The organism is Arthrobacter sp. SD76 (assembly GCF_049726125.1).
Classification (GTDB): Bacteria; Actinomycetota; Actinomycetes; order Actinomycetales; family Micrococcaceae; genus Arthrobacter; species Arthrobacter nitrophenolicus.
The window spans coordinates 2,375,441-2,387,900 of the sequence record NZ_JBNBLR010000001.1; the positions used below are offsets into that span (position 1 = coordinate 2,375,441).

Annotated in this window: 6 protein-coding genes and 3 pseudogenes; 4 read left to right on the top strand and 5 right to left on the bottom strand. The window is 68.0% G+C overall.

Annotation, left to right across the window (positions count from 1 at the left end; genetic code table 11):
• The first annotated feature begins 2 nt into the window (after nt 1–2).
• Nucleotides 3–520: pseudogene (locus ACPEE0_RS11695) on the top strand (DinB family protein).
• Here ACPEE0_RS11695 and cydD read toward each other — a convergent pair.
• From cydD to ACPEE0_RS11710, 3 genes and pseudogenes are all read right to left on the bottom strand, one after another.
• Nucleotides 517–3,966: pseudogene (gene cydD, locus ACPEE0_RS11700) on the bottom strand (thiol reductant ABC exporter subunit CydD). The pseudogenes ACPEE0_RS11695 and cydD overlap by 4 nt on opposite strands.
• A gap of 1 nt (nt 3,967) precedes the next feature.
• Nucleotides 3,968–5,017 carry a cytochrome d ubiquinol oxidase subunit II gene (gene cydB, locus ACPEE0_RS11705; RefSeq protein WP_407709431.1) on the bottom strand — a complete coding sequence of 350 codons (1,050 nt, stop codon included), beginning with the start codon at nt 5,015–5,017 and terminating at the stop codon, nt 3,968–3,970.
• A gap of 33 nt (nt 5,018–5,050) precedes the next feature.
• Nucleotides 5,051–6,655, bottom strand: a complete 1,605-nt coding sequence (locus tag ACPEE0_RS11710; protein WP_407709430.1) for a cytochrome ubiquinol oxidase subunit I — start codon at nt 6,653–6,655, stop codon at nt 5,051–5,053.
• A gap of 260 nt (nt 6,656–6,915) precedes the next feature.
• Between ACPEE0_RS11710 and ACPEE0_RS11715 the strand changes: the two genes are divergently transcribed.
• Nucleotides 6,916–7,302 (top strand): BlaI/MecI/CopY family transcriptional regulator, encoded by a 387-nt coding sequence (locus tag ACPEE0_RS11715; RefSeq protein ID WP_009358951.1) that lies wholly within the window; start codon nt 6,916–6,918, stop codon nt 7,300–7,302.
• 6 nt (nt 7,303–7,308) lie between these two features.
• A complete protein-coding gene (locus ACPEE0_RS11720) occupies nt 7,309–8,298 on the top strand; it encodes a M56 family metallopeptidase (RefSeq protein WP_407709429.1) in 990 nt (329 codons plus the stop codon).
• A 42-nt stretch (nt 8,299–8,340) separates the two neighbouring features.
• On the opposite strand, the pseudogene ACPEE0_RS11725 reads toward ACPEE0_RS11720, so the two are convergent.
• Nucleotides 8,341–10,448, bottom strand: a pseudogene (locus ACPEE0_RS11725) (DNA gyrase/topoisomerase IV subunit B).
• Between the two features lie 251 nt (nt 10,449–10,699).
• Between ACPEE0_RS11725 and ACPEE0_RS11730 the strand changes: the two are divergent.
• On the top strand, nt 10,700–10,921 hold the full coding sequence (locus ACPEE0_RS11730) for a DUF7455 domain-containing protein (RefSeq protein WP_009358954.1): 222 nt from the start codon (nt 10,700–10,702) through the stop codon (nt 10,919–10,921).
• 218 nt (nt 10,922–11,139) lie between these two features.
• Here the strand turns inward: ACPEE0_RS11730 and ACPEE0_RS11735 are convergent, their stop codons facing one another.
• Nucleotides 11,140–12,444: an RNA polymerase sigma factor gene (locus ACPEE0_RS11735; protein ID WP_407709428.1), complete on the bottom strand. Its 1,305-nt coding sequence runs from the start codon at nt 12,442–12,444 to the stop codon at nt 11,140–11,142.
• Between the last annotated feature and the right edge of the window lie 16 nt (nt 12,445–12,460).

Below are 12,460 nucleotides of genomic sequence, written 5' to 3' on the forward strand. Positions count from 1 at the left end.
CCATGCCTATCGTTCCTGATGAAAAGGACTGGACCTGGGTCCTGACCCGCCCCTGCCCGGAATGCTCCTTCGACGCCTCCACCGCCACGCCGTCAACGGTCCCCGGGACCATTGAAACATGCTGCCGCGGTGGCGGGCGGTCCTCCGCCGGCCGGATGCGGCGGAGCGCCCGGACGACCACACCTGGTCCGCTCTGGAGTACGCCTGCCACGTGCGGGACGTCTTCAGCCTGTTCGACCAGCGGCTGAACCTGATGCTGGAAACGGATGACGCCCGGTTCGAGAACTGGGACCAGGACCGGACCGCCATCGAGAAGGACTACGCCAACGCGGACCCGGCGGTGGTCAGTGCCGAGCTCACGGCCGAGGGCAAGCAGGTGGCCGAGTCCTTCGCCGGCGTGCGGGAATCGGAGTGGGGCAGGAAGGGGCTGCGCAGCAACGGCTCCGAGTTCACCGTCCTGACGCTCGCGCGGTACTTCCTGCACGACGTCATCCATCACCTCCACGACGTGGACGGCTAAGCGTTCCCTGCGTTTGCTCCCCTCCGGGAGGCCACCAGGGCTTCTTCGCCGCCGGCCGCGGCAGCAAGCACGAGCCGGGCATCCTCCGGCTGGATGTCCGCCGGGTTGTGCGTCACCAGCACCACCGTGCGGCTGCGCAGCCCGTCCCGCAGGTCCGCCAGCATGTGGCGTGCCGATGCGGCGTCGAGGTGTGCCGTGGGTTCGTCCAGGAGGATCACGTCGGCCCCCGTCATCAGGGTCCGCGCCACGGCAAGGCGCTGGCGCTCTCCCCCGCTGAGGAACGCGCCGCCCGGGCCGATCCGGGTGTCCAGGCCGTCGGGCAGGCGCTCCATGAGGCTGGTCAAACCCACGGCCCCGATGACGGCGTCCATCTCCGCCTCCATGCCGTCCCCGCCGCGGTCAGCGGGGCGTCCCAGCAGCAGGTTGCCGCGGATGGTCGAGTCGAAGAGGTGTGCCTCCTGGGGGCACCAGGCGGCCCGGCCCGTCACGCGCGCCTGGCCCTCCGCCGCGGGAAGGAACCCCAGCAGGACCGAGAGCAGGGTCGATTTCCCCGACCCCGAGGAACCCGTCACGGCAAGCCAGCGCCCCGGTTCGGCAACAGCAGTGAGCCCGGTGAACACCGGCGGGCCGCCCGGCCACGCGGCGGCAAGGTTGTCCAGTTCGACGCCGGGGCGGTTTCCGGCGCGGGCCGGCACCGGGTGCAGCCCGTCGGACCCGTCCGCTGCCGGGTCCGGCCCCGCCAGCGCGCCGGACTCCGCCACCCGCTCCAGGACTGTCCGCAGCGCCGGGAACTGGCGTACCGCCGTCGTCATGGCTGCGTAGGGTTCCACCAGCGCGAGGAGGAGCAGGACCACCACCGCCGCAGTGGCCGGCTCGATCCGGCCGTCCAGCACTGCCGGGGCGGCGAGCCAGGCGGCCGCGAGGGCAGCGGCGCCGCAGGCGGCCGTCGTGATGGCGTGGCCCAGCCCGTCCGCCCAGGCGGAACGCCTGGACGCGGCAGTGGCGTTGCGGTCCTGGCGCTGCAGGTCCTCAAGGACCAGGGGTGCCACGCCGTTGGCATGCAGTTCCGCACGGGCGTCCAGCGCCGCGGAAATCCGGCGCAGCACGCCGGAGCGCAGGAGCTGCTCAGCCGTTGCCGACTTCCGGTCGCCCCACAGGGCAACCGCCGGCGCGAGCAGCAGGCCGGCAAGGGCGGCAGCGATGACGGCAGGCAGCGCGGACGGCAACAGCAGCCAGGTGGCAGCCAGCGCAAGCACTGACACCGCCACGCCGGTCGCCGGCGGCAGGACCACGCGGGGAAGCAGGTCCCGGACGGTATCGACGTCGTCAATCACCGTCCCCAGCACGTTGCCGCCCTGCAGCAGGCGGCGGAGTGCCAGGGCCCGCCGGCTCAGCGATTCCCAGAGCCTGCCCCGGAGCCTGGTGAGGGCCGCGAACACGGCGTCGTGCAGGAGCAGCCGCTCCCAGTAGCGGAAAACCGCCCGGCCGATGCCGAAGAACCGGACCCCCACGATGGCGGAGAGCAGGTACAGGATGGGCGGCTGCTCGCTGGCCCGGATAATCAGCCAGCCGGACAGTCCGGACAGGGCGACGGCGAATACCGCCGCCAGCGTGCCCACCGCGGCCGCGCCGGCGAACTTGCCCTGCACCGGTGCCAGGAGCGCGGCCAGGAGCCGGACGGGCGTCCGCCGCGCCCCGCCCGTATTGGCTTCCGGGGCACCGGGGCCGGCTGCCGCCGGTCCGCGGCCGGATCCGGCGGGTGCAGTCAGGGCGGCACCGCCGGCAGATCCGGCGGCAGCGGGCAGCGGTTGCCGGCCCGGCACGGCTGCGGCCGGCACGTCCGGGGCTGGGCCGCCAACCGGGACCAGGTGGTCGGCGAGGGCGCGGGTGCGGTCATTGTGCGCCACCAGGATCACGGTAGCCTGGCCGCGCAGCCTGCGGATGGCATCCTCCACCGCCACGGCCGATTCGTCGTCGAGGTGCGCGGTGGGTTCATCGAGCAGGAGGACCGTGGCGCCTGCCTCGATCCGGGCCAGCCCGCGGGCCAGGGCAACCCTGCGCAGTTCACCGGGGCTCAGCTCAGCGGGGGTGTTTGGCAGCGAGGTGCCCCGCCGCGGCCCGCGCCAGGCAGGACCTGGCAACGTCCACTGTGAGCGCCCGGTCACGGGAATTCCGGGCGTGCGCGGACAAGTAGAGCAGCACCTCATCCAGTACGGTGTCGGCCACCATCACGGGATGCTGCGGGACCCATGCCACCGCGGTACGGTCCAGGCCTTTGACGGAACCGGTCACGGACGTGCCGCCGCCGTCCCCGATGGTCCCGGCCAGGACACCCAGGATGGTGCTCTTTCCCGCCCCGCTGGGCCCGTCCAGCGCGGTGATCCGGCTCTGCGGCGCCTCGAAGCCGAGGGGTCCGACGGCGGCCCGGGACCGTCCGCCGTAGGTGACCGTGAGCGCGGAGACAGTAATGGGGGCACCCGGCCGTCCCGCCCGCACGGCAGTCAGCGGCCGGGGCTCGGGTGCCCCGGTCACTGATGTGACCTCTGCGAGCGCCACGCGGCCGTCGTCGCTGGCGTGGTGGGCGGTACCAAGTTCGCGCAGCGGAAGGTAGCAGTCGGGGGCGAGGATCAGCGCCAGCAGCCCGGCCTCCAGCGGCATGTCGCCGTGCACCAGCCGCACGCCGATGAACACGGCCACGACGGCAACAGAGATGGTAGCGATCAGCTCAAGGGCCAGGGCGGACATGAAGGCGGTCCGCAGGGTGCCCATGGTGCGGAACCGGTACTCCTCGGAAATCTTTTCGAGTGCCCTGCGCTGGGCGGACGCGCGGCCCAGTCCCACCAGGACCGGGAGTCCCTTGGCCAGTTCCAGCATGTGGGCCGAGAGCCGGGCCAGGGCGGACTGCGCCTCGCGCACCTTGTCCTCGGTGTACCGGCCGATCAGCACCATGAAGAGCGGCACCAGCGGCACGGTGAGGACGACCACCACGGCGCTGACCCAGTCGGCAAAGAGGATCCGGGCGCCCAGCAGCAGCGGGATGGCGGCGCAGTTCACCAGGGCAGGCAGGAACTGGGTGTAGTAGCTGTCCAGCGCGTCCAGTCCCCGGGTGGCCAGCACCGCCAGGCCGCCGTCTGCCGGTCCGGTGCCCCGGGTGCCGTTCCGCAGTGCACGTTCGAGCAGGCCGGACCGCAGTTCCTCCTTGACGCCCAGGGCAGCCCGGCGGGCCGCAACGGCCTGTCCCACACGGTGAGGGAGCGCAGGACCACCCCGGCCAGACCCGGGATCATCTGGCCGGCCCAGTCCGGTTCCCCTGCGGCCAGCCCCGCCAGGGCGGAAGCCACGGCCTGGCCCATGAGGACCAGCGAAAGCGCCTTGAGCGCGGCCAGGAGCCCGAGCCAGTAGAGGGCGGAGCGGGTGGCGGGACCGGCGGGGAACGTTGGCCGCACGTCAGCCCTTGGTGGTGAACGCCCTGGCGGCCACTGCCGGCAGGAAGCTGTGGGCCTCCGGGATGGACGCGGCGCTGACCCGGCGGCGGAACACCCAGTAAGTCCAGGCCTGGTAGGCAATCACCAGGGGCAGGCCGAACGTGGCGACGATGCTCATAAGGCCCAGAGTGTAGTCCGATGAGGAGGCGTTTGAAATGGTGAGGTCGAAGGCCCCGTCCAGGGTGGACGGCAGGACCACGGGAAACACCGCGCCGAAGATGGATGCCGTTCCGAGGACCAGGAATACGCCAAGCGCCAGGAAGGCCTTGCCTTCGGCCCCGGAGCGGGCCAGCAGCCAGGCTGCGGCGGCCGCTGCAACGGCGAGCAGGACCGCTGCCCAGGTCCACGGTTTTCCGTCCAGGAACTGGATGCTGAGCGCCCAGGCCGCGATGGGCAGGAGCAGGACCGGGAGCAGCCGGACGAACCACTGCCGGGCGCGGTGCCGGACCTCGCCGTCGGTTTTCAGCGCCAGGAACGCAAGGGCGTGGACCAGCGAGAAGCCCACCACGGCGAGCCCGCCCAGGACCGCGTAGCCGCTGAACCAGGCGAAGGGGCCGCCCTCGCGGTCGCCGTTCGCGTTCAGGGGCAGTCCGGTGGTGGTCAGGGCGAGGGCTGCGCCAACGCCGAAGGCGGCGAAGAAGGATCCCATGGCGATGGCCCAGTCCCACCGGGCCCGCCAGCGGTCGGTGTCCACCTTGCCGCGGTATTCGAAGGCCACGGCACGGAAGATCAGGGCCACCAGGACCACCAGCAGCGGCAGGTAGAGGGCGGAGAACAGGGAGGCGTACCAGAGCGGGAAGGCGGCGAACGTGGCACCGCCGGCCGTGAGGAGCCAGACCTCGTTGCCGTCCCAGACCGGCCCGATGGTGTTGAGCAGCACGCGGCGCTCGGTGTTGTTCCGGGCGAAGGCCTTCATCAGCATTCCCACGCCCAGGTCGAAGCCCTCAAGGAAGAGGTACCCGGTCCACAGCACCGCGATGGCGATGAACCAGATGGTCGGCAGCAGTTCCATAGTTCGTTTCCTCTGCGTTCTGTTCGGCTGCGGCTAGTAGGCGAAGGCCAGGACGTCGTCGGCGGGTTTGGCGCCGCCCGGTCCGCCGGGGCCCGGCGTGGCGTCCTCGTTTTCGTCCGCCGGGGTGTGCGCGAGCTCCGGCATGGCGGACACCACGCCGCCGCGGACGTACTTGACCAGCAGCTTCACCTCCACCACCAGCAGGACGGCGTATACGGCGGTCAGGGTGATGAGCGAGGCCAGCAGTTCCCCTGCCGATACGCCCGGGGAGACGGCCGCCGCGGTGAACATGAACACCTGGTCGATGCCGCTGGGATCGGGGTTGGGGGCAACCACGAACGGCTGGCGGCCCATCTCGGTGAAGATCCACCCGGCCGCGTTGGCACCGAAGGGGGCCATGACGCCCAGGACGGCCAGCCGCATGAGCCACGGGGAGGAGGGAACGGTGCCGCTGCGGGTGAGCCACAGTGCCACGAGGGCTGCCAGGGCCGCGAGCCCGCCGAAGCCGATCATCATGCGGAAGCCCCAGTAGGTGACTTCCATGACCGGCAGGTAGTCGATTTCCTGGCCGGCACGTTCGCCGTAGATGGGGTTGTCCGGAAGGTGGGTGCCGTAATTGGCCTGGTACTCGGGGAGCAGGGTGTTGACGCCCTTGACCTCGGTGGTGAAGTCGCCCTTGGCAAGGTAGGACAGGATACCGGGAACTTCGATCAGGGCCACGATGTCGTCACAGTCCTGGGAGCCCAGGTTGCCGATGCTGAGGACGGAGAATCCGGTGCCGTCGTGGCAGGCCGCCTCCGCTGCGGCCATCTTCATGGGCTGCTGTTCGAACATGAGCTTGCCCTGGAGGTCGCCGGTGAGGGCGGTGCCTGCGAAGGAGATCATGGCCACCACGGCGCCGATCCGCAGGGACCGGATCCAGACCGTGTGGTCCGCGCGGTCGCGGCCGGGGATGGCAGCGGACTCCCCCGGGATGACCTTGCCGTCGGCACCCACGGTGTCGACGCCGTCGCGCCGCCTCCGCCAGAGGTGGTACCAGGCGATGCCGAGGAGGAAGCCGCCGGCCACGGCCAGCGCACCGAAGAGGGTGTGCGGCACGGCCACCAGCGCGGTGTTGTTGGTGAAAACGGCCCAGGCGTCGGTCATGACCGGCCGGCCGTCCACCATTTCCACGCCCACCGGGTGCTGCATCCAGCTGTTGGCCACGATGATGAAGTAGGCGGAGAACATCGAGCCGATCACGGCCACCCACAGGCAGGCCAGGTGGATGGCGGGCTTGAGCTGCTTCCAGCCGAAGATCCACAGTCCCAGGAAGGTGGACTCGACGAAGAAGGCAAGCAGTGCTTCGAGGGCCAGCGGGGCGCCAAAGACGTCGCCCACGAAGCGGCTGTATTCGCTCCAGGCCATGCCGAACTGGAATTCCTGCACAATGCCGGTGGCCACGCCCATGATGAAGTTGATGAGGAACAGCTTTCCCCAGAACTTGGTCATGCGCAGGTACTCCGGCTTGCCGGTGCGGTGCCAGACGGTCTGGATGATGGCCACCACCAGGCCCAGGCCAATGGTCAGCGGGACCATCATGAAGTGGTAGACCGTGGTGATACCGAATTGCCAGCGTGCGATTTCCAAGGCGTCCAAGGCAGTCCCTACTGTGAGCAGATGCAGTTTTCTACGTTTCGTAGAACTCTAACTTCTACAAAGTGTAGAACAAGGGGTCCGCGGAGTGGAAACCGGCCCCCTCCACAAGGATGACGCGGGATCGGCCGTCGCGCCACGTGTTCTACCCAACGTAGAAAGTAACGTCGATTCGGGGTAGATTTATAGGTGTAGTTGAAGTAACCGCGTGCAGTCACCGGCGCCAGCAGGGCGAACGGTGCGGGGAACAAAGGAAAAGTGCAATGGCAAGTCTTGGTGAACTGGAACGGGCAGTGATGGATCTGCTCTGGGCGGGCCAGGAAGCAGCCACGGCCAATACCCTGCGTGACCGGCTTGCGCAGACTTCGTCAGGGCAGGGTGGCGCGGCCGCGCACGAAGGCAAGGAACTTGCCGTTACCACCGTACTTACGGTGCTGTCCCGGCTGGAGAAGAAGGGGCTGGTGGAGCGTGAACGCGGGACCCGGCCGCACCGCTACCAGGCCGTTTCCAGCCGTGAAGAACACACCGCGGAGCTCATGCACGAAGTCCTGGGCTCGGCTCCGGACCGCGAAGCCGTGCTGGCACGCTTCATTGGCTCCGTATCCGAAGGTGAAGCCGAGACACTGCGCAAACTGCTTGGCCACCTCTAGCCACCCATGTTCTGGGCCTCATACCTGCTGGCGGTCCTGGCGATAGTACTGGCCTGGCCGGTACCCATCCTCCTGTCGCGCGCACAGTGGCCCGCGCGCTCCCCCTTCACGGCCATGCTCCTGTGGCAGGCGATCGCCCTCGCCGGCGGGCTCTCCATGATCGGGGCCATGCTGGTGTACGGGCTGGAACCGATCGGCGACAACCTGATCGCCGGGCTCCGCGCGCTGGCCGCTATGGTGCTGTTCAACGCACCCACCACAGCCCTGGGGTTCTGGCACATTTTCGCTTTGTCGGCGGCCGCGCTGCTCACGGCCCACCTGGTCTTCACCCTGCTGCTGACGTACTACAAGATCGAGCGGCAGCGGCGGCGCCACCGGGAGCTGCTGGCCCTGCTTGCCTCCCCCTCCGGACAGGACGCCGCAACCCTGGTGATCAGTCACGACTCCCCCGTGGCCTACTGCCTTCCCGGCGGCGCCCGTTCGGTGACCGTATTGTCGGACGGACTGATGGCCGCCCTGGAGCCGGCGGAGCTGCGCGCGGTCCTGATCCACGAGAACGCCCATCTCAGCCAGCGGCACCACCTGCTCCTGTGGGCCTTTGCGGCCTGGCGGCAGGCCCTGCCCTGGCTCCCCACCACCCGGCTGGCGCAGGAGTCCGTTAACTCACTCATTGAGATGCTGGCGGACGACGTCGCCCTCAAGAGCGAGAGCAAAGCCACCCTGATCAAGGCCATCGCCATTGTTGCGAGCGGTTCGGCGCAGGGTACCGGTTCGGAGCTCGCCCCCACTGCCTCCACCGCTGCCCTCGCCGGCCTGGACCCGGGCAGCGGCGTCCTGGCGTCCGATTCAGCGCGGACCACCGCTTCGCGGGTCAGCCGGCTGCTGTCGCCCCAGCCCCAGCTGCCGGGAGCGGTGCGCAGCCTGGTCCTGACCGGCTGCGTTCTCCTGCTGGCCCTTCCCACGGCCCTGCTGGTGGTTCCGGGCCTGCTCGGCTGAGCCTTCCGAAACCCCTGGGTTTCGACAGGCTCAACCGTTCCGTCAGGCGTCGATGCGCTCCCGGTCCAGGCTGGCGGCGCCCGCGATGATGAAGTCCTTGCGCGGGGAGACGTCCGAGCCCATCAGGAGGTCGAAAATTTCCTCCGCCTGCTTGGCGTTCTCGATGCCCACCTTGCGCAGGGTCCGGTGCCGCGGGTCCATGGTGGTCTCGGCCAGCTGCTCGGCATCCATCTCGCCCAGGCCCTTGTACCGCTGGATGGGCTCCTTGTACCGCTTGCCTTCCTTGGCCAGCCGCGCCAGCAGCACATGCAGTTCAGCCTCGGAATAGGTGTAGATCATCTCGTTGGCCTTCTGGCCGGCGTTGATCACCTCCACCCGGTGCAGCGGCGGCACGGCGGCGAACACCCTGCCCTCGTCGATCATGGGGCGCATGTAGCGGAAGAACAGGGTCAGCAGGAGGGTGCGGATGTGCGCGCCATCGACGTCGGCGTCCGTCATCAGGATGACCTTGCCGTAGCGTGCGGCGCTGATATCGAAGCTGCGGCCGGAACCGGCGCCCACCACCTGGATCAGCGCGGCGCACTCGGCGTTGGAGAGCATGTCCCCACCGAAGCCTTCTGGACGTTCAGGATCTTGCCGCGGATGGGCAGCAGGGCCTGGAAGTCGGAGGACCGGGCGAGCTTGGCGGTTCCCAGCGCCGAGTCGCCTTCCACGATGAAGAGTTCGGAACGTTCGACGTCGTCCGTCCGGCAATCGGCAAGCTTGGTGGGCATCGAGGAGGTTTCCAGCGCGTTCTTGCGCCGCTGGGTCTCCTTGTGCACGCGCGCCGAGATGCGCGACTTCATTTCGTTGACGATCTTCTCAAGCAGCAGTGCCGTCTGCGCCTTGTCGTTCCGGTTCGAGGAGGTGAGCTTGGCGTTGATTTCGCGCTCCACCACCTTGGAAACGATGGCACGGACTGCGGAGGTGCCAAGGATTTCCTTGGTCTGACCCTCGAACTGCGGTTCCGCGAGCCGGACCGTGAGCACTGCCGTGAGGCCGGCGAAGATGTCGTCCTTTTCGATTTTGTCGTTGCCGGCCTTGAGCTTGCGGGCGTTGCTTTCCACTGCCTTGCGGAAGGTCTTCACCAGGGCCTGCTCAAAGCCGGACTGGTGCGTGCCGCCCTTGGGAGTGGAGATGATGTTCACGAAGCTGCGGACGGTGCTGTCGTAGCCGATGCCCCAGCGCAGGGCAACGTCCACTTCACAGTCGCGCTCCACCTCAGCCAGCTGGCTGTGCCCGCGCTCGTCCAGCACCGGGACGGTTTCCTTGAACTTGCCGGCGCCGTGCAGCCGCCACACGTCGGTGACGGCGGGGTCGGCCGCCAGGAAGTCGACGAACTCGGAAATGCCGCCGTCGTGGTGGAACACTTCCTCGTGGGGTCCGCCTTCACCCGGGGTTCCGGAAATCCTGCGCTCGTCGCGGACAGTGAGCTTGAGCCCGGGAACCAGGAAGGACGTCTGCCGGGCGCGGGCCACCAGCTCGTCGTACGAAAACTTTGCGTCCGGGGTGAAGATTTGCCGGTCCGCCCAGTACCGGATCCTGGTGCCGGTGACGCCGCGCTTGGCTTTCCCCACAACGTCAAGGACAGAGTCCTCCACGAACGGGGTGAAGGGCGCGGCCGGATCCACCCGGGAGCCGGTGTCCTGGAACCGGCCCGGTTCGCCGCGGCGGAAGGACATCTTGTAGGTCTTGCCTCCGCGGTCCACCTCAACATCCAGCCGTGAGGAGAGGGCGTTGACCACCGATGCGCCCACACCGTGCAGGCCGCCTGAGGCAGTGTAGGAGCCGCCGCCGAACTTGCCGCCCGCGTGGAGCTTGGTGAACACCACTTCGACGCCGGTGAGTCCGGTCTTCGGTTCCTTGTCGATGGGGATGCCGCGGCCGTCGTCGTGGATTTCCACTGAGTTGTCCGCGTGCAGGATGATCCTGATGTCGTGGCCGAACCCGGCCAGTGCTTCATCCACGGAGTTGTCGATGATTTCCCAGAGGCAGTGCATGAGGCCGCGGGAGTCGGTGGAACCGATGTACATGCCCGGGCGCTTGCGGACGGCTTCCAGGCCCTCCAGCACAGACAGGTGCCGGGCAGTGTAGTCAGAACTTGGTGCCACTGGTGTTGAACTCCTTCAGGTAAAGCGGGCGCTCAAAGCGCTCCCTCTAGGGTAGTCGGCCGCGGCCCGGTCGGCTGGCTGCCACACTGTGCAGGGCCTGTGCACCGCGCCACTTGGGCACTTTTCCGGGCTGCTGGGTGAATCTTGACCGAACCTTGGGGATACGCGCACAGCGAACTTGCCCCATCCTTGCGATGGTTTTGTTACGAATACTGGTTATATAGACGTACTGATCTACTAAGGAGGCCGATATGACAACAGCAGTGGCGGACCGCACACTCAACGCCCTCGACCGGTGCGATCGTTGCGGAGCCCAGGCATATGTGCGGGTTGTACTCGAGTCCTCCGGCGGTGAGCTGCTGTTCTGCGCCCACCACGCGCGTGCGGTCGAGGCTACCCTCAAACCATTGAGCTCCGACTGGCACGATGAGACGGCCAAGCTTCATGAGAAGGCTGCCGTAGAAGTCGACTAGGCGCACCGAGACTTATCCAGGGAATGGGATTCCTCCTTTCGGAGGGGTCCCATTCCTCTTTAAACCTCGTCTTTCACCTGCGTCCGGACCCGCGATGAATTCTCGTGGTGCCCTGCAGGCCCACCGGCAGCTCCACATTAAGCAGCGAACGCGGGCCATTCCGCGCCAGGAAACTTTCGTTCCCTGGCGCGGAATGGCCCGCGTTGCCGTGCTGCGTCCTAGTCCAGGTAGTCCCGGAGCACCTGCGACCGCGAGGGGTGGCGGAGCTTGGACATAGTCTTCGATTCGATCTGGCGGATGCGCTCACGCGTGACGCCGTAGACCTTGCCGATTTCGTCTAAAGTCTTCGGCTGTCCGTCGGTCAGGCCGAAGCGCATGGCCACCACGCCGGCTTCGCGCTCGGACAGGGTGTCCAGCACGGAGTGCAGCTGCTCCTGCAGGAGCGTGAAGCTCACGGCGTCGGCCGGCACCACGGCTTCCGAGTCCTCGATCAAGTCACCGAACTCGGAGTCGCCGTCCTCGCCCAGCGGGGTGTGGAGGGAGATGGGCTCGCGGCCGTACTTCTGGACCTCCACGACCTTCTCGGGGGTCATGTCCAGTTCGAGTGCCAGCTCTTCGGGCGTGGGTTCGCGGCCGAGGTCCTGGAGCATCTGGCGCTGCACGCGGGCGAGCTTGTTGATGACCTCAACCATGTGGACCGGGATGCGGATGGTGCGGGCCTGGTCCGCCATGGCGCGGGTAATGGCCTGACGGATCCACCAGGTGGCGTAGGTGGAGAACTTGAAGCCCTTGGTGTAGTCGAACTTCTCGACTGCACGGATCAGGCCCAGGTTGCCTTCCTGGATGAGGTCCAGGAAGAGCATGCCGCGGCCGGTGTAGCGCTTTGCCAGCGACACCACGAGGCGGAGGTTGGCCTCCAGCAGGTGGTTCTTGGCGCGCTTGCCGTCATGGATGATGAATTCCAGTTCCCGCTTGTACTTCGGGTCCATGGAGCCGTCATCGGCGGCAATCTTCTCTTCGGCAAACAGCCCGGCCTCGATGCGGAGCGCAAGGTCCACTTCCTGCTCGGCGTTGAGCAGTGCGACCTTACCGATCTGCTTGAGGTAGTCCTTGACGGGGTCAGCGGTGGCACCCGCCGACATGACCTGCTGCACCGGGGCGTCGTCGTCATCGGCATCGGAGTAGACGAAGCCCTTGCCGCTGCCGGCAACGGCCTTGGCGGGATCGGCGTCAGCGTCGGCGTCGGCCTCCTCAACCGCTTCCGGTCCCTCGAGGATGATGTCGTCGAGATCCTCGACGTCCTCTGCCTCGTTGGGGTCAACGTCACCGGCGGATGCCTTGTTCGCGGCCTCGGCCGCCGCCTTGGCGCCAGGCTTGGGCCCGCGCTTCTTCGGCTCGCGCTTGCCGTCCGCGCCGGCAGATGCCTTGGTGGCTGCCCGCTTGGCGCCGGTCGCAGCCTGCTTGTCCTCGGGGGACACATCGTCCTGGGCGGCGGGGTCCTTCTTCGTGGAAGACGGGGTCACAGAAAACCTTTCTAGC